General features: G+C 64.8%; 25 protein-coding genes and 1 pseudogene. 14 read left to right on the forward strand and 12 right to left on the reverse strand.

What is annotated here, in order from left to right:
- Positions 1-65: 65 nt before the first annotated feature.
- The gene (locus tag LIW51_RS02055; RefSeq protein WP_438267347.1) at positions 66-641 is read left to right on the forward strand and encodes a YqaA family protein; all 576 of its coding nucleotides are present in this window, start codon (positions 66-68) and stop codon (positions 639-641) included.
- Between the two features lie 310 nt (positions 642-951).
- Positions 952-3,057, forward strand: a complete 2,106-nt coding sequence (gene metG, locus LIW51_RS02060) for a methionine--tRNA ligase (protein WP_227375593.1) — start codon at positions 952-954, stop codon at positions 3,055-3,057.
- On the opposite strand, the gene LIW51_RS02065 is transcribed toward metG, so the two are convergent.
- Positions 3,058-3,342, reverse strand: a complete 285-nt coding sequence (locus LIW51_RS02065; protein ID WP_227375594.1) for a GYD domain-containing protein — start codon at positions 3,340-3,342, stop codon at positions 3,058-3,060.
- Positions 3,343-3,481: 139 nt separating this feature from the next.
- Between LIW51_RS02065 and pyk the strand changes: the two genes are divergently transcribed.
- The 6 genes from pyk to LIW51_RS02095 all read left to right on the forward strand — a co-directional run bounded on the left by pyk (position 3,482) and on the right by LIW51_RS02095 (position 8,864).
- Complete coding sequence (gene pyk, locus LIW51_RS02070) at positions 3,482-5,230, forward strand: pyruvate kinase (protein ID WP_227375595.1); 1,749 nt, start codon at positions 3,482-3,484, stop codon at positions 5,228-5,230.
- Between the two features lie 32 nt (positions 5,231-5,262).
- Positions 5,263-5,442 carry a DUF7312 domain-containing protein gene (locus LIW51_RS02075; protein ID WP_227375596.1) on the forward strand — a complete coding sequence of 60 codons (180 nt, stop codon included), beginning with the start codon at positions 5,263-5,265 and terminating at the stop codon, positions 5,440-5,442.
- A gap of 38 nt (positions 5,443-5,480) precedes the next feature.
- The gene (locus LIW51_RS02080; RefSeq protein WP_227375597.1) at positions 5,481-6,014 is read left to right on the forward strand and encodes an NfeD family protein; all 534 of its coding nucleotides are present in this window, start codon (positions 5,481-5,483) and stop codon (positions 6,012-6,014) included.
- A gap of 81 nt (positions 6,015-6,095) precedes the next feature.
- Positions 6,096-7,247, forward strand: coding sequence for an SPFH domain-containing protein (locus LIW51_RS02085; protein ID WP_227375598.1), 1,152 nt, complete (start codon positions 6,096-6,098; stop codon positions 7,245-7,247).
- An 80-nt stretch (positions 7,248-7,327) separates the two neighbouring features.
- The gene (locus tag LIW51_RS02090) at positions 7,328-7,942 is read left to right on the forward strand and encodes a winged helix-turn-helix transcriptional regulator (protein ID WP_227375599.1); all 615 of its coding nucleotides are present in this window, start codon (positions 7,328-7,330) and stop codon (positions 7,940-7,942) included.
- Positions 7,943-7,997: 55 nt separating this feature from the next.
- Positions 7,998-8,864: a ribonucleotide-diphosphate reductase subunit beta gene (locus tag LIW51_RS02095; protein ID WP_227375600.1), complete on the forward strand. Its 867-nt coding sequence runs from the start codon at positions 7,998-8,000 to the stop codon at positions 8,862-8,864.
- Here the strand turns inward: LIW51_RS02095 and LIW51_RS02100 are convergent.
- Positions 8,861-9,097, reverse strand: coding sequence for a DUF7123 family protein (locus tag LIW51_RS02100; protein ID WP_227375601.1), 237 nt, complete (start codon positions 9,095-9,097; stop codon positions 8,861-8,863). The genes LIW51_RS02095 and LIW51_RS02100 overlap by 4 nt on opposite strands.
- Positions 9,098-9,290: 193 nt before the next feature.
- Between LIW51_RS02100 and LIW51_RS02105 the strand changes: the two genes are divergently transcribed.
- Complete coding sequence (locus LIW51_RS02105; protein WP_227375602.1) at positions 9,291-11,114, forward strand: flippase-like domain-containing protein; 1,824 nt, start codon at positions 9,291-9,293, stop codon at positions 11,112-11,114.
- A gap of 81 nt (positions 11,115-11,195) precedes the next feature.
- Here LIW51_RS02105 and LIW51_RS02110 read toward each other — a convergent pair whose 3' ends face one another.
- The 4 genes from LIW51_RS02110 to LIW51_RS02125 all read right to left on the reverse strand — a co-directional run bounded on the left by LIW51_RS02110 (position 11,196) and on the right by LIW51_RS02125 (position 13,322).
- The gene (locus tag LIW51_RS02110) at positions 11,196-11,561 is read right to left on the reverse strand and encodes a GNAT family N-acetyltransferase (RefSeq protein WP_227375603.1); all 366 of its coding nucleotides are present in this window, start codon (positions 11,559-11,561) and stop codon (positions 11,196-11,198) included.
- A gap of 63 nt (positions 11,562-11,624) precedes the next feature.
- Positions 11,625-11,957, reverse strand: a complete 333-nt coding sequence (locus LIW51_RS02115) for a hypothetical protein (protein ID WP_227375604.1) — start codon at positions 11,955-11,957, stop codon at positions 11,625-11,627.
- 49 nt (positions 11,958-12,006) lie between these two features.
- Positions 12,007-12,537 carry an inosine/xanthosine triphosphatase gene (gene yjjX / locus LIW51_RS02120; protein WP_227375605.1) on the reverse strand — a complete coding sequence of 177 codons (531 nt, stop codon included), beginning with the start codon at positions 12,535-12,537 and terminating at the stop codon, positions 12,007-12,009.
- 35 nt (positions 12,538-12,572) lie between these two features.
- Entirely contained in the window at positions 12,573-13,322 is a 750-nt protein-coding gene (locus LIW51_RS02125; RefSeq protein ID WP_227375606.1) for a helical backbone metal receptor, read from the reverse strand.
- Between the two features lie 253 nt (positions 13,323-13,575).
- Here LIW51_RS02125 and LIW51_RS02130 point away from each other — a divergent pair, with 253 nt between their 5' ends.
- From LIW51_RS02130 to LIW51_RS02145, 4 genes and pseudogenes are all read left to right on the forward strand, one after another.
- A complete protein-coding gene (locus LIW51_RS02130; RefSeq protein ID WP_227375607.1) occupies positions 13,576-14,538 on the forward strand; it encodes a transcription initiation factor IIB in 963 nt (320 codons plus the stop codon).
- A 64-nt stretch (positions 14,539-14,602) separates the two neighbouring features.
- Positions 14,603-15,631, forward strand: coding sequence for a DNA-methyltransferase (locus LIW51_RS02135; protein ID WP_227375608.1), 1,029 nt, complete (start codon positions 14,603-14,605; stop codon positions 15,629-15,631).
- A gap of 47 nt (positions 15,632-15,678) precedes the next feature.
- Positions 15,679-16,355, forward strand: a pseudogene (locus LIW51_RS02140) (type I 3-dehydroquinate dehydratase).
- Between the two features lie 152 nt (positions 16,356-16,507).
- The gene (locus tag LIW51_RS02145) at positions 16,508-16,924 is read left to right on the forward strand and encodes a zinc ribbon domain-containing protein (protein WP_227375609.1); all 417 of its coding nucleotides are present in this window, start codon (positions 16,508-16,510) and stop codon (positions 16,922-16,924) included.
- A 28-nt stretch (positions 16,925-16,952) separates the two neighbouring features.
- Here LIW51_RS02145 and LIW51_RS02150 read toward each other — a convergent pair whose 3' ends face one another.
- The 6 genes from LIW51_RS02150 to trpC form a co-directional block, all read right to left on the reverse strand.
- Positions 16,953-18,122: a 3-dehydroquinate synthase II gene (locus LIW51_RS02150; RefSeq protein WP_227375610.1), complete on the reverse strand. Its 1,170-nt coding sequence runs from the start codon at positions 18,120-18,122 to the stop codon at positions 16,953-16,955.
- 70 nt (positions 18,123-18,192) lie between these two features.
- Positions 18,193-18,981 (reverse strand): SDR family NAD(P)-dependent oxidoreductase, encoded by a 789-nt coding sequence (locus LIW51_RS02155; protein WP_227375611.1) that lies wholly within the window; start codon positions 18,979-18,981, stop codon positions 18,193-18,195.
- A 169-nt stretch (positions 18,982-19,150) separates the two neighbouring features.
- A complete protein-coding gene (locus LIW51_RS02160; protein WP_227375612.1) occupies positions 19,151-19,945 on the reverse strand; it encodes a 2-amino-3,7-dideoxy-D-threo-hept-6-ulosonate synthase in 795 nt (264 codons plus the stop codon).
- A 27-nt stretch (positions 19,946-19,972) separates the two neighbouring features.
- The gene (gene trpA, locus LIW51_RS02165) at positions 19,973-20,782 is read right to left on the reverse strand and encodes a tryptophan synthase subunit alpha (protein WP_227375613.1); all 810 of its coding nucleotides are present in this window, start codon (positions 20,780-20,782) and stop codon (positions 19,973-19,975) included.
- Positions 20,779-22,026 (reverse strand): tryptophan synthase subunit beta, encoded by a 1,248-nt coding sequence (gene trpB / locus LIW51_RS02170; RefSeq protein ID WP_227375614.1) that lies wholly within the window; start codon positions 22,024-22,026, stop codon positions 20,779-20,781. The genes trpA and trpB overlap by 4 nt, the downstream gene beginning before the upstream one ends.
- Positions 22,023-22,793, reverse strand: coding sequence for an indole-3-glycerol phosphate synthase (gene trpC / locus LIW51_RS02175; RefSeq protein ID WP_227375615.1), 771 nt, complete (start codon positions 22,791-22,793; stop codon positions 22,023-22,025). Before trpC ends, trpB begins: the two co-directional genes overlap by 4 nt.
- A gap of 85 nt (positions 22,794-22,878) precedes the next feature.
- On the opposite strand from trpC, the gene LIW51_RS02180 reads away from it, so the two are divergent.
- Positions 22,879-23,340: an MGMT family protein gene (locus tag LIW51_RS02180; RefSeq protein WP_227375616.1), complete on the forward strand. Its 462-nt coding sequence runs from the start codon at positions 22,879-22,881 to the stop codon at positions 23,338-23,340.
- Positions 23,341-23,350 lie beyond the last annotated feature (10 nt).

Here is a 23,350-nt window from a genome sequence, read left to right on the forward strand (position 1 = left end):
GGTAATTTCCGCAGACAGGTTCGCCGATGTTAAAGTTTACATCGGTCGGCCACCGAAGGACTCTCGTGTCTGAGATTCTCGCCTTGTTCGTCGATTCAGTCGTGAACTCGGTCTCGTTCGGGTCGTTCGGTTGGTTGGAGGATGCGGTCAGGGGTGCGACGGGGTGGGCCGGACTAGTACTCATCGCCATCTACTCGTTTCTCATCTCTTTTATCCTCCCGCTTCCCAGCGAAGTCGTGTTACTCGCACCTCTCAGCCTCGGTGTCGGCGAAGTGGCGCAGTATTCCCTCATCGTTCTCGTCAGCGGACTCGGCAAGGCCGCCGGAAGCGTGTTCGCGTTCCACATCGGACAGGAAGCGAAGCAGTCCGGGCCGGTCATCAAGGCGCTCCGGCGCTCGCGGTTCGACGTGGTGGAACGGTCGGAGAAGAAGACAGTCGCGCTCGCCCGGAAGTGGGGGTACGTTGGATTGGCGCTGGCGCTCTGCGTTCCGTTTTTCCCGGACACGATTTCGATCTACGCGTTCTCGATTCTGGAGGAGGATTACGCGAAATTCGCGGCGGCCACCTTCGCGGGGAGCGTCGGCCGATTGCTACTGACCTTGGGTCTCGGTGCCGGTGTCATCGCCCTATCTGTTCCCTGACCTGTCACCCGAAGGGACGGTGCGATTCGAGAAGCGTCCCCGTTCGCGGCCGAGGGTTTATATACTGTCACGAACATATCAGACACCATGCGTCGGACGGCCAACCCCGTCGCCCTGCCTATGCGCGGCCAGCAGTAGCGTCGGGTGAATCCTTCTGGGCCGGGTGGCGGTCGGTTCTCCGGGGGTGAAACCCGGCAGTTCGAGTATCGCTCGCGAGCCACAGCTGTACCCACCAACAAATCACGCGAAATCCACATGACGAGGCAGCGAAACCGGCGGGTTTTACACCCGCACCGAAGGAGATGCTAGTATGAGCCACGACGACTACCCAACTGACAACCCCGCGGTGGTGACGTGCGGTCTCCCCTACGCGAACGGGGACTTACACATCGGTCACCTGCGGACGTACGTTAGCGGCGACGTTCTGGCACGGGCGTTCGGAAAACTCGACCAACGGACGGCCTTCGTCTCCGGGTCGGATATGCACGGAACGCCGGTCGCCGTCAACGCCGAGAAGGAGGGCGTCTCGCCGCGCGAGTTCGCGCTCCGCCACCACGAGAAGTACGAAGCGACGTTCCCGAAGTTCGGTATCGAGTTCGACAATTACGGCCACACCGACGACGAGACGAACACTGAACTCACCCGCGAAATCGTCCGCAAACTGGACGAGGAGGGGTACGTATACGAGAAGGAGATCATGGTCGCGTGGGACCCCGTCGAGGACGACCCGCTTCCCGACCGTTACGTCGAGGGAACCTGTCCCTACTGCGGCGCGCACGCCCGCGGCGATGAGTGTGACGAGGGTTGCGGTCGCCACCTCGAACCCGGCGAGATCGAAGACCCGACGAGCACTCTGACCGGCAATCCTGCGGAGTACCGCGAGCGGACGCACAAGTTCTTCCGCGTCTCGGAGTTGCAGGAGTACCTGAAGGGGTTCATCGACCGCCTCGAAGGGACGGACAACGCGAAGAACCAGCCCCGCGAGTGGATAGAGGGCGAACTCAAGGACTGGTGTATCACACGCGACATGGACTGGGGTATCGACTACCCGGAGAGTAGCGTTGCTCCTCGGGAGCAACGAGACAGAGACGGTGAAACCGTCGAAGATAGCGAAGACCTCGTGCTCTACGTCTGGGTGGATGCACCGATAGAGTACATCGCCAGCACGAAACAGTACACCGAGCGCGTCGGCGCGGACATCTTCGACTGGGAAGACGTGTGGAAGGATGACGGGGAGATCGTTCACATCATCGGACGCGACATCATCCAGCACCACACCGTCTTCTGGCCCGCGATGCTCCGTGTCGCGGGGTTCAACGAACCGCGCGCGGTCATGGCAAGCGGCTTTGTCAATCTCGACGGCGAGGGGTTCTCGACCAGTCGCAACCGCGCGGTCTGGGCCGACGATTATCTGGTCGAAGGCTTCGACCCCGACCTCCTGCGCTACTATCTCACCACGACCGGCGGCTTCGAGCGCGACGTGAACTTCTCGTGGAACCAGTTCCAAGAGCGCGTCAACGGCGAACTGGTCGGCACGGTCGGCAACTTCGTCTACCGGAGTCTGCTCTTCGCGGCGCGGAACTACGACGGCGCGCCAGACGCCGAAGCGAGCGACGAGGTTCGCCACCGCATCGAATCGGCCGTCGACGACTTCGCGGCGGCCATCAACGACTACTCGCTCAAACGACTCGGCGACGCCGCGACCGCGCTCGCCGCCTTCGGCAACGAGTACATCCAGCGCAACGAACCGTGGAAACTGACCGACGACGACCCCGACCGGGCCGAACAGGTCATCTACGACTGTGTGCAGTTGTCGAAGGCGCTCGCCGTGCTGTTCGCCCCCGTCCTCCCCGACGCGGCGGCGACCCTCTGGTCGCAACTCGGCGAGGATGGTTCCGTTCACGATGCCGCGCTGGACGACGCGCTCGCCGCACCTCGCGGCGACTTCGGCGAACCGAACGAACTGTTCGAGAAGATAGAGGACGAGCGCGTCGAGGAGCTGAACGAGAAGTTACGGGAGCGCATCGAAGCGGCTACGTCGGACGACGAGGAAGCGGAAGACGAAACCGTGAACGACGACTTCCAACCCGTCTCGGACGACCGCATCAGCTTCGACGAGTTCCAAGACCTCGACCTCCGGGTCGGGCGCATCGAGACCGCGGAGCCGATAGAGGGCGCCGATGCTCTCGTCCGCCTCGAAGTCGACATCGGCGTCGAAACGCGCCAGATCGTCGCGGGGCTGAAACAGCTTCACGACGTGGACGACCTTCCGGGGACGAAGATAGTCGTGGTGGTGAACCTCGAAAAAGCCGAACTGTTCGGCGTCGAGAGTAACGGAATGTTGCTGGCTGCGGGCGAGCAGGCCGACCTACTGACGACCTACGGCGACGCCGAGCCGGGAACGAAGATACAGTAATCAGAGGTCGTCGACGAGACCCGCGAACTCCGCCATCGGGATTATCTCCATCGTCTGCATGTCGAGACCGTAGCGTTCGATACACAGCGACGCTTGGTAGGCCGTGTCACGACTCTCGGCGTCGATGAGGAGGAGGAAATCGTACTCCCCTAAAATCGCGTACGTCTCTTCCAACGCCGCGTCGTGCTGCTCCAGCTCCGTCCGGACGTCGCCCCAGATAGACGCGAGCTCTTGGACGTTCTGATAGTTCTGTTCGACGTTGACGAGCGACGCGTATTTGGACATATTTTCCGGTTTTGAAGGGGACACAAATAGCGGTTGTGGCTAGTTTTCATACCTTCGCCTGCTTTCGTTTTCGCCCGCAGTGGACTCGACCGTGAGTTAACTGCGAGGTTTTTTTGCACAATCACACCAATCTACGGCCATGAGAAATGTGAAGATCGTCTGCACCCTCGGACCTGCGTCCGCTTCGCAGAGTCGGGTTCGAGAGCTCGCGGACGCCGGAATGACGGTCGCCCGGGTCAACGCTAGTCACGGGTCGTGCGACGACAGAGCCGAACTCGTCGAGACGATTCGCCGAGCGGACGAAGCCACCGAAAGTCCGCTAGCCGCGATGCTCGACCTCCAAGGCCCCGAGATTCGAACCGCGGAGGTCGAGGAGCCGATCACGCTCGAAACCGGTTCGACCGTCCAGTTCGTGGAGGGCGACGACGCGACGCCGGAGGAGGTCGGTCTGTCGGTCGGCATCACCGGCGCCGAACCGGGTGACGCCATCCTCTTAGACGACGGACGAATCGAGACGAGGGTTGAGCGAGTCGAGGACGACGCCGTCGTCACCCGCGTCGTCAGCGGCGGCGAACTCCGCAGTCGGAAAGGCGTCAACGTCCCCGGCGTCGAACTCGGTCTGGACACCGTTACCGAGAAAGACCGCGGCGACCTCGCGCTCGCCGCCGAGAAAGAGGTCGATTTCGTCGCCGCGAGCTTCGTCCGCGACGCGGACGACGTGTACGAGGTGAGCAAGGTGCTCGAAGAGGCCGGTGCCGATATCCCCATCATCGCCAAGATAGAGCGCCGCGGCGCGGTCGAGAACTTAAACGAGATAGTCGACGCGGCCTACGGCGTGATGGTCGCCCGCGGCGACCTCGGCGTCGAGTGTCCGATGGAGGACGTGCCGATGATTCAGAAGCGCATCATTCGCACCTGCCAGCGGGAGGGCGTCCCCGTCATTACCGCGACGGAGATGCTCGATTCGATGGTTCACTCGCGCAGACCGACGCGCGCGGAAGCCTCCGACGTGGCGAACGCAGTGCTCGACGGAACCGACGCCGTGATGCTCTCCGGTGAAACCGCGGTCGGCGACCACCCCGTCCGCGTCGTCGAGACGATGGACAGAATCGTCCGCGAGGTCGAAGGGAGCGAGGAATACGCCGAAACACTCGAACAGCGCGTCCCGGCTGGTGACGACACCCGAACCGACGCGCTGGCTCGGTCGGCGCGCTACCTCGCCCGCGACATCGGCGCGAGCGCGGTCGTCGCGGCCAGCGAGTCCGGCTACACCGCGCTGAAGGTGGCGAAGTTTCGCCCCGGCGTCCCGGTCGTGGCGACGACGCCGAACGACCGCGTCCGACGAAAGCTCACGCTCTCGTGGGGTGTCAACGCCCAGTACATCGACCTCGGTCGGAGCGTCGAGACTATCATCGAGGACGGCGTGCAGGCCGCCCTCGACGCGGACGTCGCGGAGAGCGGGGACACCGTGGTCGTGCTCACGGGGATGATGAGCGAACTCGAAGGCTCCGACACGGCGAACATGCTCAAAGTCCACGTCGCCGCCCAGACCATCGCCACCGGGCGGAGCGTCGTGCGAGGGCAGACCGCCGGGCCGGTCGCGCGCAGTACGACGGGCGATCTCTCCGACGTTCCAGGCGGAACCGTGCTCGTGCTCGAACCGGAGTTCGACGGGGAGTTCACCGGCGATACGTCGCGCCTCGCGGGCATCGTCGACGCCCGCCCCGGGATGACGGGATACCCGGCGCTGGTCGCCCGCGAACTCGACATTCCGATGGTCAGCGGCGCGCCGCTCGGCCCAGAAGTGGATGACGGCGACGTCGTGACGATGGACGCCGAGCGCGGCGTCGTCTACGAGGGCGACGTTCGTTCGCGCGACCGCTCGTAGGTCTTTTGTCGCCGCGCGCCGTATCGCGTCGCATGTCCGATTGGAAGTTCGACACGGACGAAGTCGGCGACGACGACGCTCCGAAGCGAGAGATTTCGCCGGAGGACGAGACCCTCGAACCGGGGTCTCCATCGGCCGAGAACGTGTTTTTCGTCCTGCTCGGCGTCTTCATGACCGTCTTCATCTTCCTCCGCCTGCTCGGCTTGGCGTAACCCACAAACCCTTAATCGTTCGACACCAAGACCACGACATGGCATCGCCCCTCGATTCGCTCCCGCTCTTGCTCGTCCTCGCGGGTGCGGGGCTCACGCTCGTGGAGGCGCTCATCCCCGGCGCTCACTTCATCGTCCTCGGCGTCGCGCTCTTGCTCGCGGGGCTGATAGCGGTCGCGTTTCCGCCGCTGGCACAGCCGTTCGTGCTCGCGGCGCTCGTGCTCGGATTCGGGGCCGTCTCGCTGTACGCGTACCGCGAACTCGACCTCTACGGCGGGAAAGGGACGGGCCGAACCAAAGACTCCGACTCGCTGAAAGGGACGACCGGTCGGGTGACCGAGCGCGTCACGCCGTCGGAGGGACAGGTGAAACTGGACGACGGCGGTTTTAACCCGTACTTCGCCGCGCGCTCGATGGACGGCGAGATTCCGGAGGGAACCGAGGTGATGGTCATCGACCCCGGCGGCGGGAACGTCGTCACCGTCGAACCGCTCGGCCACATCGAGGACAGCATCGACCGGGAACTCGCGCGCGAGCGAGCAAATAGCGAGCGCGAGACGGAAGAACTCTGACGCCTGACCTCTTTTCGTGCGGAAATGTACACCAAACATTAGCAGAATACTTAACACGTATCTCTCCTAACACCCGGACGTATGCTGCCCACTGTACCTCTCCAAGCGGCCCCCCTCGGCGGAGGGCTGATGATAATCGCACTGTTGTTTCTCGTCCTCGCTATCGTCACCGTCTGGTCGGCGGTCGAAATCGTGGACGCGACCGAAAAGCGGGCGCTGACGGTGTTCGGCGAGTACCGCAAACTGCTCGAACCGGGTATCAACTTCGTCCCGCCGTTCGTGAGCAACACCCATCGCTTCGACATGCGAACCCAGACGCTCGACGTGCCGCGACAGGAAGCCATCACGCGCGACAACTCGCCCGTGACCGCGGACGCCGTCGTCTACATCAAGGTGATGGACGCCAAAAAGGCGTTCCTCGAAGTCGAGGATTACAAGCGCGCCGTCTCGAACCTCGCCCAAACGACCCTCCGCGCCGTGCTCGGTGACATGGAATTGGACGACACGCTCAACAAGCGCCAGGAGATCAACGCCAAGATCCGACGCGAACTGGACGAACCCACGGACGAGTGGGGAATCCGCGTCGAGAGCGTCGAAGTCCGCGAGGTCAACCCCTCGAAGGACGTTCAACAGGCGATGGAACAGCAGACCAGCGCGGAGCGCAAACGCCGTGCGATGATCCTCGAAGCGCAGGGTGAACGCCGGAGCGCCATCGAGACGGCGGAAGGTGACAAGCAGTCCAACATCATCCGCGCGCAGGGTGAGAAACAGAGCCAGATCCTGGAAGCGCAGGGTGACGCGGTCTCGACCGTCCTCCGCGCGAAGTCCGCCGAATCGATGGGCGAACGCGCCATCATCGAGAAGGGGATGGAGACGCTCGAAACCATCGGCCAGGGCGAATCCACGACGTTCGTCCTGCCACAGGAACTCTCCTCGCTGGTCGGTCGGTACGGCAAACACCTGACCGGAAGCGACGTTTCCGTCGACGGCAAGCAGGACTTGGAGAGCCTCGAATTCGACGAGGAGACCCGCGAACTGCTCGGACTCGACGACATCGACGAGATTCTCGGCCAGATAGACCAGGAAGCCGAGATGGACGTCGAAGCGATGGAGAAGGAAGCGCAGGCGATAAAGGAGGGCGAAGACCCGGCGAACATCAAGAGCGCCGACGAGGTCATCGAGGAGATGGACGCTGAGATGGACGAGTCGGAGATGGAGACGGAAGTCGAGTAACAAACCCGCTCTCACCACTCGGTTGTACGCGTCTTTCCAAACGAAGCAATTTTACGTCCCCCTGTCGTATAGCTGTACAGATGGTTGAACGCGGTAACGTGGATGAAAATAAGCGCGCCACCCTCCGCCGCTTCGCGGTTCTCGGGGCGGCGACGCCGCTGACGAAACTCGCCGACGCGAACCCTTCGGGTGAGCGAAGCGAGGCCCGCGAGGCTATCGCGGGCTACATCTCCACCACGCCGGGTGCTCACTTCTCGAAGATACGCGACGACCTCCAACTCGGAACCGGCGAGACGCAACACCACCTCCGCCACCTCGTCGACCTCGGCGTCGTCGAGAGCCACCGGGACGGCGACTACCGACGATTTTTCCCCGCCGGGAAGTTCTCCGCGTTCGAACAGGTGGCGCTCGGCTATCTCCGCCGGAACACCGCACGCGGGATGCTCATCGAACTGCTCCGCAACCCGACGGCGACCGGCGGCGACCTCGCAACCGCGCTCGACGTGTCCCGTCCGACGGTGAGCAAGTACGCCGCCGACTTGGAGGAGAAGGGGCTGCTCTCGCGCGAGGACGGCTACGCCGTCCGTCGCCCGGAGACGCTCATCACACTGCTCGTTCGGTACGCCGATTCGTTCGACGCCAACGCCGAGACGTTCGCCAGCGAGGCGGCGGGCCTCATCTCGTTCGACCCGTAAACCGCCGCCCATGCGAGGCGTAAACTGATTCCCTTGGAGTTCTAACGTCGAATCGATGCAACTCGACCACGCCGCCCGCTCGTTTCGGTACTATCGAAATGCCGTCGAACGACACTGGGATCCCCATGACATCGACCTCGCCGGCGACCTCGCCGCGGTCGCCGACTTGGACGACGACGCCCTCTTCGGTCTCAAGCAGACCCTCGCCCGCTTCGGCGCAGGCGAGCAGGCGGTCACGGAAGACCTCACGCCGCTCGCCGTCGTGCTGGACGACGTGGAAGACCAGCTGTTCGTCACGACGCAGGTGTACGAGGAGGCGAAGCACACGGTCTTCTTCGACCGCTACTGGGACGAAGTCATCAACGCCGAAGAGGAGCGTCGGGGACAGGAACGCTCCTCGCCGACCGAAGACCGGTGGTTCAACGAGGGGTACCTCGAACTGTTCGACCGCAACGAAGCCGTGATGAATCGACTGCTGGACGACGACACGCCCGTGAACCGGGCGGTGGCGTACTGTCACTACCACCTCACCATCGAGGGCATCCTCGCCCAGACAGGGTACTATGGCCTGACTCGCTCTTACGACGGCGAGACGTATCCGGAGATTCCCGTGTTGTCCGGACTGATCGAGGGGTTGACGAAGATTCGCGGCGACGAGGGTCGCCACGTCGGCTTCGGGATGGCGAAGCTGAAGGAACTGGTCGCGTCGGATGCGGTCGATACCGACCTCTTACGGACGACCATCGACGAACTCCTCCCGCTCGTGCAGGCGACCATTCCTGAACGCGACGAGGACGGTCCGGGGCCGTCGCCGACCGAACTGGTCGGCTACGCGACCGAAAAACACGGCCAGCGGATGAACCAGATAACGACCGGAAGCGAGGATATCCCCTCCGTCGAGGAGCTGACGAGTATCGATTAAGCGTCGACTTTCCACGTGGTAGATGAGGAGTAGCCCCACTTCTCGACTTCCACGTCGAAGTCACCGTCGGCGATGGCGGTCATGTTCGTCCCGACCTCCTTCGCCGTGAGTCCGAGGTCGCTCCCGATGAGGCGGGATTTGAAGTACGTCTTCGTGCCACCGTTCTCGCGGAGGTAGCGGAGGATGCGCTGTTGTTTGTCGGTGAGTGCGGTCGTGCCAGCAGTCGTGCTCATGTCTCTGCAGAGAACGGATACTCCCTTAGTGAATTTGGTACGAGTGGCTAACGCATCGCCGTCTTGTGTTTTCCAGACTGATGAGTGTGAAATGAACTCGCTCCGTGGGGCGGGTTGGTACGGTTGGTTAACGCCGTCGTGACACCGATTGGCCCAGAAGCTACTTACGGCGTGGTGCAGTGGGATTTTAGTAATGAGCGGTGGTTCCGTAGACGTAAGTGTCGTCCTTCCCGCCTACAACGAGGAGACGACCATCGAGAACACCGTCGAGACGACCCTCGACACGCTAGAATCGTTTCTGCCGCCCGATAGCTTCGAGGTGATCGTCGCTGAAGACGGCTGTGACGACCGAACGCCGGAGATCGCGGATCGGATGGCCGAACAGGACGACCGAGTCCGTCACTTCCACAGCGACGAACGACTGGGGCGCGGGGGAGCACTGAATCACGCGTTCGAAGCCGCAGACGGGGGGACGTTGGTCTACTTCGACACGGATTTGGCGACGGACATGCAGCATCTGGAGGAACTCGTCGAGAGCGTTCGCTCCGGCGAGTACGACTTCGCCACCGGGTCGCGGTGGATGCCCGAGAACGTGGCCGACCGACCGGCGAAACGCGATTTCGCCAGTCGCGGATTCAACGGTCTGACGCGCTTTTTCCTCCGTTCCGACCTGCGCGACCACCAGTGTGGGTTCAAGGCGTTCGACCGCGAGGCGCTGTTCGAGATACTAGAAGGGGTCGAGGACAAACACTGGTTCTGGGACACGGAGGTGCTCATTCGCGCACAGCACAAGGGGTACCGCATTAAGGAGTTCGCGGTCGACTGGACGCCGAAAGGCGATACGAAAGTCGAACTCGTGCGCGACGTGTTCGGCATGGGAAGCCAGATAGGTCGATGTTGGTGGGAGTTCACCGTCCAACCGCGCATCACCCGCCGGGTGTCCATCGCGGTGGGCGTTCTGATGACCGTCGTCGCCGTCCTACTGATGGGCAAGTACCTTCCGATGACGGAAGTGCTCGACCAGATGAGTCACGCGAACCCGGTGCTCGTCGGTATCGCGGCGCTCATTTACGTCCTTTCGTGGCCGCTTCGCGGCGTCCGCTACCGGGATATCCTCGAAGAGCTCGGTTTCACGGAGCAGGTCGGCTTCCTCACCGGAGCGATATTTGTCAGCCAGACGGGGAATCTCGTGTTCCCTGCTCGTGCCGGTGACGCGGTGCGTGCCTACGTCGTGAAAGCGCGCCGCGGGATACCGTACCCCTCGGGATTCGCGTCGCTCGCCGTGGAACGCGTCTTCGACCTGCTCACCATCACCGTCATGGCCGGAACCGTCCTGCTCGGTCTGACGGTGACCGGGCAGGCCGCCGAAATCGTGCAGGCGATCACGGGCGCGGAGAACCAGCAAGCGGCGCGCATGGCGGTGTACGTCGCGGCGGGCGTCGGCGGCGCGGCGTTCGCGGCGGTCGCTGTCATCGTCGCCAGCGCGCGCTCCGACCGGAATCTCGTCCGCGCGGCCGTGAAGAAGGTTAGCTCCGACTCCTACGCCGACCACGTGGCCAGCATCATCGAACGGTTCACGGGCGATGTGCAGACCGTGGCGAGCAATCGGAGTGCGTTCGCTCGCGTCGGCGCGAGCAGTCTCGCCATCTGGACGCTCGACGTGCTGACGGCCATCCTCGTGCTGACGGCCTTCGAGGGCGTCGCGCTCGACCCCGTGACGCTGATCGCCGTCGGCTTCTTCGCGGTGAGCGTCGGCAACCTCGCCAAGGTGCTCCCGCTCTCGCCCGGAGGCGTCGGCCTGTACGAAGCGGCGTTCACCGTCTTCGTCGCCGGCTTGACGCCCATCTCGTGGCCGGTGGCGTTCGGTGCCGCCATCCTCGACCACGCGGTGAAGAACATCGTCACCCTCGTCGGCGGCGTCGGTTCGATGTTCTCGCTCAACGTCTCGCTCACGCAGGCGGTCGAGGAAGGAAGGGAGGTGTCGGTGGAATCCGACGCGGCGTCGATGGACGACTAGCGCGACCCTCACTCCGTTTCGTAGTGTCCCGACGGTTCGGATTTACGTCCATATTGATTTCGTATACGCGAGTCTCAAGCCCTATCGTACCATGTTGTTCTGACTGGTGCTGGCGAACCGAGCCTCCCCGACGACGAGGTCACAGCCCTCGCGTTCGGCGACGAGCATCCGCCGACGCACCAACGCCATATGGCACCCCCGTCCTCGGAAATCCGGGCGCGTCGCAGCAGCCGCTAGCGACCCGATTCTGCTTTTCGCGTGGAGGACGCCGACGCTCGCCGGAACACCGTCGACGCACGCCACGAAGAAGCGCCAGGCCGCTCGGTCGGCGAGTACTTCGTTGTTGGCGGCGACGCCCGACCGGATGTCGTCCGGCAGTCCAAACCCCTCCACGTAGACGTCGGCGAACAGGTCGAGCTCGCCACCCGTCAGTTCCCGACGCGTCACGCCCGGCGGTGACCGACGCTCTTCGAGCGAAGGGGTTCCGTACAGGGCGGAGTGGAACTGCGACTAAACGAACCCTCGGTCGGCCAACGCCGCGAAGAGGTCGGAGCTCGCGCGGGTCGGTGCGACCTCAACCCGACAGGGGGTCTCTTGCCGTCGATAGAACGACGCGATGGCCGGGATTCGTTCTCCCTCCGCGGCTCCGACACCTTTCACCGTGTTGAACGACGGTCCGGGGGCGTTCCGCGCGACGAACGCGGTAGCGTCGCCGAACTTCCGGATTTCGACGCCCATCGGATTTCCGACTCGTCCTCGTACTGCCTCCAATCTCGACCGGAGCGTCTCGATTTCCGCTCGTTCGACGCGGGATGCCAACGCCTCCGATACGACGGGATTCATCGACCGGGTCGGTTCTCGTGAAGAAGGTATCAGTGTATCGCTCCACGAGTCACTCCCGGTCGTAGACGTCGGTGACGAACAGGGCGAGCGCCCCGGCGACCGCGTGTTCCAACGCTTCTTGTCGGTCGATGATGCCGTCCGTGAGCGCCCCCGCCGCACCCTGCTTTTTCGCCACGTCGGACTCGCCGAGCACGTCGTCCATGACGGGGCCGAGTTCCTCCCCATCTCGAATCCGGAGAGCGACCGGTTCGGGGAGTTGCAGGCGCGGCCCGCTTCCACGTCCCAGCGATTCCCCGTCGGTCACGGCGGCCCACATGGTGAGGTAGAGACCGTCCGCGTCGGCAACCTCGCTCACTCCGCCTTCGAGTCCGACGCCGAGGTCGCGTCCGGCGGCGGCGCGGCGAGCGCGGTTCTCCGCGCCCGCTAGCGTTTCGCGCTCGCCGAACGGCTGCTCGGCGACGCCGGATTCGGCCCCGACCGACTCGACGACGACCGGGTCGACCTGCGTCTCACGGGCGTCGAAAACGGCTTCGACGGCGGCGATCTTCACGGGATTTCGACTGCCTACGCCGACTCGCATGTCCGCCTCCAGTCTCCGACCGAACTTGGCTATTTCTACTCCATCGCTTCGGGGTGGAGCGTAGCGGCCATCGTCTCGATTCCGTCCATCAGCCGCGGACTCGGCTGGTTCAGTACGGAGTCGTCTAACACGTGAACCGCGTCGCGTTCGAGCGCGGGAACCTCCCAGTCGCGTTTCAGCACGGCTTCGCGGTCGCTTCGTTCGCCGCGTCCGCAGACGTGGAGAAAGACGTGTTCCGGTTCGGCGTCTTCGACCGCACCACGTTCGACCTCCTGCGACCGCTCGCCCGGCGCGCAAAAGGGGTAGCGACCGCCGGCGACTTCCACCACGTCGGGAACCCAGTTTCCAGCGGCGGTCGGCGGGTTCGACCACTCCTCGCAGTAGACGACGGGGCGGTCGCGTCCCGCGACCAGTCGGCGGACGCGTTGGATTCGGTTTCGCGCTCGCCACGCGAGGTCGTGACCCGCTCGCGGCTTCCCGACCGCACGCCCGAGCACGCCGAACGACTCGACCACTTCGTCGAGCGTCCCAGGTTCGACGTGGACGACGCGATGCCCACGTTCCCGGAGTTCGTCGCGCGCGTCGGTCTGCAACGGGTCGGCGGTGAGCACGAGGTCGGGGCCGCGCGCTTCCACCGCCTCGAAATCGGGGTTCAGCCAGCCGCCGACCGCCGGCGCGTCGACCGAGCAGTGGTGCGTGACGCCCTCCAGTCGGTCGCCCGCGCCGAGCGCGCGGAGGATTTCGGTCGCACTCGGTGCGAGCGAGACGACGCGATTCGGAGCCATCGGTAGCACGTTCGTCTGAGGCGGAGTAAACGTTCCCTTACCGGAGGGTAATACCTCCTTAAACATTTCGTTCGCCAGACGCCGGACGGTGATTTCACGGCCCGTGTGACTGTTTCACGAACCCAAACCCAGTCAAAAACGAAGTCTTTAAGTGCTTTTCGTCATAACGGCACGTTAAGACTACGCGGAATCCGGGTTTTACAGGTTTTTCCTGCCCGGTAGCCGACGCTCTCCCGCGCTGGGGGTACTCACCATGCCAAATACGTCAATCCGAACGAGAACCGAAGAAACGGAAGTAGAGGAAGAACGAACCGGGGGCCAGAGCTGTCCCGAATGTAGCGGTAAGCTCATCGCGGACTCGGGCCACGGCGAGACCGTCTGTCAGGACTGCGGGCTGGTCGTCGAGGAAGACAACGTCGACCGCGGCCCGGAATGGCGCGCCTTCGACGCGAAAGAGAAGAACGAGAAGTCCCGCGTCGGCGCGCCGACCACGAACACGATGCACGACAAGGGGCTTTCGACCAATATCGACTGGCGGAACAAGGACGCCTACGGGAACTCGCTGGGGTCGCGCCAGCGCGAGAAGATGCAGCGCCTGCGGAAGTGGAATGAGCGGTTCCGCACGCGCGACTCGAAAGAGCGCAACTTGAAGCAAGCGCTAGGCGAGATCGACCGGATGGCGAGCGCGCTCGGCCTGCCGGACAACGTCCGCGAGATGGCCAGCGTCATCTACCGCCGGGCGTTGAACGAAGACCTCCTTCCGGGGCGTTCCATCGAGGGCGTCTCGACCTCCTGCGTCTACGCCGCCGCGAGACAGGCCGGCGTCCCGCGCAGTCTGGACGAGATAACGGACGTGAGCCGAGTCGACAAGAGCGAAGTGGCGCGTACCTACCGCTACGTCGTACGCGAACTCAGCCTCGAAGTGAAACCCGCCGACCCCGAGAGCTACGTCCCGCGGTTCGCATCCGGACTCGACCTCTCGGACGAGTCCGAACACCGCGCCCGCGAACTCCTGCGGAACGCGAAAGAACAGGGCGTCCACAGCGGAAAATCACCGGTCGGTCTGGCCGCCGCCGCGGTCTACGCCGCCGCCCTCCTCACGAACGAGAAGACGACGCAGGCCGAAGTGAGCGACGTGGCGGACATCAGCGAGGTCACCATCCGCAACCGCTACCACGAACTGCTCGAAGCCGAGGAAGGCACGGTCGCGCTGTAATCTTCCTCGACCGGTTTGAAAAGAGGTTTTTGCGGTGCGCCGATACATTTAGATAGCAACCGCAATGGAGACCGAGCACGAGATTCACGTCGGCGACGCGAGCCAGAGTTCGCTCCCGGACGATTCGATAGACCTCGTCGTCACCTCGCCACCGTATCCGATGATAGAGATGTGGGACGACCTGTTTGCCGAGTCGAACCCCGCAATCGAATCGGCGCTGGCGCGGGAGGACGGCGACACCGCCTTCGAGTTGATGCACGACGAACTCGCTTCCGTCTGGGCCGAACTCGCCCGCGTGCTGAAACCCGGCGGTATCGCGGTGATAAACGTCGGCGACGCGACCCGGAAGATAGACGAAACCTTTCAGCTATTTCCGAACCACTCGCGGGTGCTCAGCCGACTGCGGGACTGCGGCCTGCGCCCGCTTCCGGACATCCTCTGGCGCAAACCCTCGAACCGCCTGACGAAGTTCATGGGGTCGGGGATGCTCCCGCCGAACGCCTATACCGCGCTCGAACACGAGTATCTGCTCGTCTTTCGGAACGGCGACCCCCGCGAACTCGAACCGGGGTCGAACCGGCGCTACGAGGCGGCGTACTTCTGGGAGGAGCGAAACGAGTGGTTCTCCGACCTCTGGGTCGAAGTTCGCGGCGAGATACAGGAACTCGACCACGACGACCTGCGCGAGCGCTCCGCGGCGTTTCCGTTCGAACTCCCCTACCGACTCGTCTCGATGTTTTCGGTCTACGGCGACACCGTCCTCGACCCATTCTGGGGGACGGGAACCACCTCGCTCGCGGCGATGGTCGCCGGCCGCAACTCGGTGGGCTACGAACTGGAAGCGGAGTTCACGGGCGTCTTCGAGCAGCGCGTCGAGTCGGTGCCCGAACTCTCGCGCGACATCGTCGGCACGCGACTCGACGACCACCGGGAGTTCGTCCGCGAGCACGACGGGACGCTGAAGTACGACTCTCGCCACTACGACTTTCCGGTCAAGACGGCACAGGAGCGCGACATCCGATTCTACGAGGTGACGGACGTGGCTCGCACCGGCACTCGATTCGTCGCCACGCACGAACCGTACCGCGAGTAGTCGATTCGTCCGAGTAACCTTTTGTTCGGGCGGGCCGACAATCTGCCATGGAGTTCGACTCGTTCGCACTCGCGGCGAGCACCGCCGATCTCGGGGGGGGGAACCCCGCGCCCGCACCCACGCCGACCTCGTCGAGTTTCGGATGGATTTGGCGGACGACCCGCTCGGCGCACTTTCGGCCTACGACGGCGAGCTACCCGTCCTCGTAACGAACCGAGCCGCGTGGGAGGGCGGCGAAGCGACCGGCGACGACGAGCGACTGGATGCCCTCGCCGGGGCCGCGGAACGCGCCGCCGTTGTCGCGATCGACGTCGAACTGGAGAGCCTGTTCGCGGAGCGCGGGGCGGCGGTCGCGGACCACGCTCGCGCGAACGACGCTGCGGTCGTCGCCTCGGTGCACGACTTCGAGACGACGCCCCCTCGGGCGAAACTGCGAGAACTGCTGGAAGACGCCACCGACCACGCCGACGTGGGAAAGCTCGCGGTCACCGCCCGGACGCGCTCCGACGTGCTCGACCTGCTCGCGGTTACGGTCAACCTCGCGAAGCGCGGGCGACGGGTGGCGACCATGGCGATGGGCGAGGTGGGCAGATACTCGCGTGCGGTCGCGCCGCTCTACGGCTCGAAGATCGGCTACGCGCCCCTCGATTTGGCGGACGCGACCACGCCGGGCCAGTACGACCTAGCGACCCTCTCACGTCTCGTTCGTGAGCTGCGCGGGTGACGATTCACGGAGAGTGTCGCCCGCGGTACTCGTCTTTCGTTTCGACCCGCGGAACCCGACACAGCGTGCGACTCTCGTGCGAATTCGGAGCGGTCGTTTCGCCGAAAACGTATCGGAAGGGTTTAACACTACCCGACAACAAATCTCGGCTAGTGACGCAGAACCGAAAGCGCCCGTGGCTCGCGGCCCTGCTCGCGTTGGTCTACCCCGGGCTGGGCCACGCCTACTTACGCCAGTGGCTTCGCGCGCTTCTCTGGTTCGGTTTCGCCCTGACGACGGCGATGGTGTTCATCCCCGAGCAAACGTTTCAAAGCGTCGAAACCGGCGGCTGGTCGGCCTACGTGCAGGCCACTCAAGGTCTTCCGAAGGAGGTTGTCATCCCGATCCTCGTCGTCCAACTGTGCAACATCCTCGACGCGTACTGGGCCGCCCTCCGCGGCAATCGAGCCGTAACGACCGCGGGCGGACGCGGCATGCAGTGTCCGAACTGCGGCCGAGAGGTGGACGATGACCTTGATTTCTGCCAGTGGTGTACCGCGCCGCTCGAAAGTGACGCGACCGCGCAGTAGAACGGTTCTTGACGCGACCGCGAGCGAACTACTGCTCGATGATGCTCTCCTCGACGCGCTCGCCGAAGTGCCGAGCGCCGCCTTCGAGGAGGAGCTTCACTTCGTCGCCGACTTCAAGGTCAGTCACCGCCTTTCGCCCGTCGCGTGTTGCGACCTTGATCGTCTCCGCGTTCTGGAGGAGCGTCTCCACGCGGTCGCCATCCGCCGTCTCGACTTCGAGGCGGAACATGGGGCGTTTCTCTATCTTCACCCGTCCGACCACCGCCTCGCGGGTGTTGCCGTCGAGGTCGACGACCTGCACCTCGTCGCCGCTCTGGAGTTCCGCGAGGTACTTCGTCCCGCCGTCGGACGTCCGGACGTAGGCGTGAACCGCCCCTGCGTTCACACGGAACGGTCGGGAGGCGACGTAGGGCGACTCGGCGGTCTCCGCGTGGACGAAAAAGAGACCGCGAGACATCGACCCGACGAGCATCCCCTCGTCGTGTTCCATCAGCGACCCGGAGTCGACGCAGACGCGGTCGGCGCTCCCCGTCTGCTCGACGGTTCGCACCTCGGCCCATTCCAGGTCGAGTTTCTCGCGCTCGGCGGCGTCCCGAACGTCGACCGTCGCGCGAATCTCGTCGGGGTCGTCGGTATCCAGCAACACCGCATCCGCGCCGAGTTCCAGCGTCTCGAACGCGGTTCGGGCCTCCTCGGCGTTCGAGACGCCCGCGACCAGCTTCGTCTCCTCGCCGATTCGCGCGATGAGGTTCTCCAGCGGGATGATCGTCCAGTCCTCGCCGACGACGATCGTGTACGCCGCCTCCTCGGCCGCCGCCTCGGCGAACGCTTCGTACTCCTCGCTCAAGATTCGGACGTAGGCTCCCTCGGCTTCGCCGTCTCGCCGGAGCGTCGAGAGGTCGGCGGAACCGGAGAAGTCGGACGGGAGGTCGACCGTCCCGTCGCCCTCGCCGTCCTTGCCGACGATACGCGCATCGACTTCGGGGCTGTCGTCCGTTTCGGCGTCCATCACGTGAACGTCGCCGTCGGAGCGGAACGCCGCGACGTTCACCTCGCCGAGTTCACGGACGCGCTCTACGTCGTGTTCGTCCACGAGCACCCAGTCGACGCCGGCCTCCAGCCCTGCCGTGATTCGTCTGCGTCGGTCGTCCCAGTCGCCGACCGCCGAGTCGGCTTTCAACCACACGGAGCGTGTCATAGTTCCACGGTCGAATCGGGGTGGCTTCAACGTGGCGGAATCCGCAACTTCGCTGCGGTGGATTCCCCGTTCAGCAGATCTGCCACCCGCCGTCCACGTGCAGGAGTTCGCCGGTCACGTACTCCGCGTCCTCGCTCGTCAGGAAGAGCGCCGCTCCGGCGACGTCCTCGGCATGCCCCGGCCTCCCGAGCGGAATCGATTTGAGAAATCCGTCAGTCCTGGTGTCCTCCTCCATCTGCTCGGTGAGACCGTCCACGAACTCGGTCGCTATCTGGCCGGGAGCGACCGCGTTCACCCGAATCCCGCGTTCCGCGAGTTCGAGGGCCGCGCCGCGAGTAATCATTCGAACCGCCCCCTTCGTCGCGTCGTACTGCACCTGCCCATGCTGAGCGAGGTTCGAGGAGATGGAGGCCGTGTTGAGAACGCATCCCGGTTCGTCTCGCTCCACCATGTCATTCGCAGCGGCCTGCGTCCCGAAGAAGACGCCGCGGGCGTTGACGGCGAAGATGCGGTCGAACTCCTCCGGCGAGATATCGACGAAGTCCCCGTCCACGAACAACCCGGCGTTGTTGACCATCACGTCTACTCCGCCCAGTTCGCGGGCCGCCGCCACGACCGATTCGACTTCGTCGGGGTCGGAAACGTCCGTCTCGACGAACCTCGCCTCGCCGCCGCGTTCTTCCACGAGTTCGTGGGTCGGAACCGATTCGCTCACGTCCTTCGGGTCTTCGCGCACGTCGGCCACGACGACCGTCGCGTCCGCCTCGCCGTAGCGTAGCGCCATCGCTCGTCCGATGCCCGAACTGCCGCCGGTTACGACGACCGTCTCGCCGCCGTAGTCGTACGTCGGTGAACCCATACGGAAACGTAGCGGAGGGTGGTGGTTATTCGTTCGGCCGATTACGACGTCGACGTCAGCCTACTGTCGTTTCCACGCTGGCCCAGAGGACGGCCAGTGACTCGATGGTCGCCGCCAACGACGCCACGCCGCGCAGAAAGGAATCGGATGCACCGGGGCGAATACCGACCTACGCTTCGACGTACAGTCCGGCGCTGTCGAGCGCGTCCTCCGCGGGGAGGTCGTCGTGAACCACGCCCGCCACGGCGTGCGCGATGGCTTCCGGGTCGTCGTGCTGGAAGACCGACCGTCCGATGGAGACTCCCGCCGCGCCCGCGTCAATTGCGCCGCGAACCGCGGCGAGCGTCGCCCGGTCGCCCTCGGGTTTGCCGCCCGCGATGATGACGGGGAGGCGCGTCGATTCCACGACGTGTTCGAAGCTCTCGGCGTCCCCGCTGTACGCCGTCTTCACCACGTCCGCGCCGACCTCCTCGGCGAGTCGAACTGCGTGGCCGAGGCTCTCGGCGTCGTGTTCGTCGATACCCGGCCCCCGCGCGTAGGACATGGCGAGCACCGGGAGACCGAATCGGTCGGCCTCGGAACAGACCCGCGCGAGTTCGCTCGTCTGCTTCGGTTCGTGGTTGCTCCCGACGTTGATGTGAAAAGAGACGGCGTCCGCGCCGGCGCGGATGGCGTCTTCGACGGTGCCGGTCGTGCGTTTGTCGTTCGAGTCTGGACCGATGGTCGTCGAAGCGTTCAGGTGGACGATGTAGCCCGCGCCGTTCTTGTTCGGGTGGACGCGCGGCGCGATGCCTTTCTGCGTGAGGACGGCGTCGGCACCCCCCCGGGTGACCGCGTCGATGGTCGCTTCGATGTTTTTCAGTCCGCGTACCGCTCCGAGCGTGATTCCGTGATCCATCGGGACGACGACGTAGCGCCCGTCGCGCCCGATGCGGTCGAGTCGTGCTGCAGTTCCTGTGTTCATAGTGTGTGAGAGTGTGGCAAGCAGTTTTCAAGTGCGTTCCGGTTCCGGCGTTTCGTGCCTCCCTTCAAGCGCCCCGGATTTGAGTTCCGCGGCTTTCGATTCGAGGCGAGCGGCGACGTTCTCGCCCGACGCGACGATGTCGACGAGGGCGCTTCCGACGACGACGCCGTCCGCGCCCGCCGCAACGATTTCGCGGGCGTGTTCGCCCTCGCTCACGCCGAAGCCGACTGCCTTGGGGAGGTCGTCGTCAGCGAGGTGCGCGAGGCTCTCGTGGGTCGCGCCGCTCACGTCCGCCTGTGCGCCCGTCGTTCCCAGTCGTGCCTGCACGTAGACGAATCCCGACGCGCGTGACAGGATGCGCTCCCTGCGCTCGTCCGTGGTCGTCGGCGCGACGATGAACACGAGGTCGAGTCCCTGATCGTCGCAGGCCGCCCGGAGCGGCCCGCTCTCTTCGACCGGGAGGTCGGGGACGATGAGACCCGAAAGACCGGCGTCCGCCGCGGCTTCCACGAACGATTCGACCCCCTCCTCGTTTCCGAACTGATAGAGGAGGTTGTAGTAGGTCATGCAGACGACGGGTACGTCCGCGTCGAGGTCGGCTACGAGTTCGAGGTAGCGGTCGGGCGTCATCCCGGCATCGAGGGCTCGCTGGATGGCGTTCTGGATGGTCGCCCCGTCGGCGATGGGTTCCGAGAACGGGAGGCCGAGTTCGATAACGTCCGCCCCGCCCCGCGCCAGCGCCCGGACGTACTCCTTCGTCGTCTCCGGGTCGGGGTCGCCCGCCACGACGTAGGGAATCAGGGCTGGTTCGTCCGAGAAGGCCGATTTGAGGTTCATTCGAAGACCCCCATCTCCGGCGCGCTCTCGATGCCGCGCTTCTCGCTCTCCTCGATGACCGTGTCAATGTCTTTGTCCCCCCGTCCGGAGACGTTGACGACGACGAGGTCGCCGAGGTCGTCGGCTTCGTCTACGAAGGCAACCGCGTGACTCGACTCCAGCGCGGGGATGATTCCCTCCAGTTTCGAAAGGCGGTGGAACGCTTCGAGCGCCGCGTCGTCGCCGACGCTCACGGGCGTCACGCGCCCCGTCTCGACGAGGTGGGCGAGCTCCGGGCCGACGCCGGAGTAGTCGAGTCCGGCGCTCACGCTGTGGGATTCGAGAATCTGGCCGTCGCGGCTCTGGAGCAGTTTCGTCCGAGCACCGTGGAGGACGCCGTCCTCGCCCGCGGCGAGCGACGCGGAGTGCGGGGCCACGCCCTCGGCTTCGTCGACGGTCAGGCCGGAACCCCCCGCCTCGACGGCGTAGAGGGAAACGTCCTCATCGCCGACGAAGCGGTGGAACGCGCCCATCGTGTTCGACCCGCCGCCGGCGCAGGCGACGACGCTATTCGGTAGTCGTCCCGCCCGTTCTCGAATCTGCGCGCGGGCCTCCTCGCCGATGACCGCTTGGAAGTCGCGCACCATCCGCGGGAAGGGGTGCGGGCCGACGACGCTCCCGATAACGTAGTGGGTGTCCTCGACGTTCGCCGCCCAGTCGCGCATCGTCTCGTTGATGGCCTCCTTCAGCGTTCCAGACCCCACGTCGACGGAGTTCACCTCGGCGTCGTGGGTTCGCATCCGGAAGACGTTCGGGCGCTGGCGGTTGATGTCGGTGCGACCCATGTACACCTCGCAGTCGATGTCGAGGTAGGAGGCGGCCATCGCCGTCGCGGTGCCGTGTTGGCCCGCGCCCGTCTCGGCGACGATTCGGTCTTTGCCCATGTACTTCGCCAGCAGAACCTGTCCGAGCGCGTTGTTCAGCTTGTGCGCCCCGCCGTGGAGCAAGTCCTCGCGTTTCAGGTAGATATCGCGGTCGTACCGCTCGCTCAGCGCGTCGGCGCGCTGGAGCGGGGTCGGTCTCCCGCCGAAATCGCGGAGGTGACGGCGGAACTCGTCCACGAACTCGTCCTCGTTCTCCCGAACGTATCGCTCGTAGGCCGAACGCAGTTCCTCGACGGCGGGCATCAGCACCTCGGGGACGTACTGACCGCCGTACTCCCCGAACTTGGTCTCGGTTTCCCGCTCCGCCTCGCTCCCGCTCATGCTTCGACCAACCTCTGCGTGTTCTCGGTCACGTCCCCGTCCATGATGGCGCTCCCGACGAGAAGCCCATTCGCCCCCGCCTCGCGCATCCGTCGGACGTCTTCGGGGGTCGTGATTCCGCTCTCCGCGACAAGGGCCACGTCGTCGGGCACCGCGGGCGCGACCGATTCGAAGGTTTCGAGGTTCACGTCGAGCTCGGCGAGGTCGCGGTTGTTCACGCCGACGATCTCCGCCCCCGCGTCGAGGGCCACCGCCAGTTCGTCGCGGGTGTGCACCTCCACGAGCACCTGAAATCCGCGCTTGCGGGCGGCGGCGAGCAGTCCGTCGAGGTCGTCCACGAACCGCACGATGAGGAGGACGACGTCCGCTTCCACCGCGTCCAGTTGCGCCTCCCGTAGGACGAAGTCCTTGCGGAGAACCGGCACGTCCACCGCCTCCCGAACTCGACGCAGGTTCTCGGGCGACCCGCCGAAGTGCTCCGGTTCGGTGAGCACCGACAGCGCGGCCGCGCCTCCGTCGACCATCTTCCGGGCCAGTTCGACCGGATCGTCGGTTCGGCTCCCGTCTGTCGTCGGACTGGTCGGTTTCACCTCCGCGACGAGCGGCACGCGCCCGTCCGACTCCGCGCGAGCGAGCGCGTCCGCGAGCGAGCGCACCGAGTGCGCGTCCATGGACACGCGCCCCTCGCGTGCGTCGAGCGCGTCGCGCGACCGCGCGGCGCGAAGGATGGATTCGACCGCGGGTGCGAATTCACCTTCTGCGTTCATTATCGTACATCAATGGACTAGTTTATACATAAGACTTGCGTCCGGGGGACGAATCTTGAAGTTTCCGAGGGGCGTTCCCCCCAGCATGGACGAGAACGCCGGAATCTACGCGCGGGAGTCGCCGTATCTGGAGCGATTCGTGCAGCTAGGGGTAGCGAGCGGGCGCGTTCTGCGCGTGACCTTTCCCCGCGACGCCGACGAGGACGCCGAGGCGGAGCACGCGGTTCTCGACCGAATCATCGCGTATCTGGAGGGCGTGGAGGACGATTTCGTGGACGTACAGGTCGCGCTGACGCTTCCGACCGACCAGCGACGCGTCCTCGAAGCGGTGCGGGCGGTGCCCTACGGCGAACAGGTGAATGTGGAGACGCTGACCCGGATGACGCCCGATTTGGATCACACCGAGGAGGCCGATCTACAACTCGTGCGAACCGCGCTGGACGAGAACCCCGCGCCGATTCTGATTCCCGACCACCGGGTGCGCGACGGGCCGAGCGCCGCGCCGCCGGACGTAGAGCAGAAGTTGCGGTCGCTGGAAGAGCTGTAGTCGGCGTCAC

This window comes from Haladaptatus halobius, assembly GCF_020618475.1.
GTDB lineage: Archaea > Halobacteriota > Halobacteria > Halobacteriales > Haladaptataceae > Haladaptatus > Haladaptatus halobius.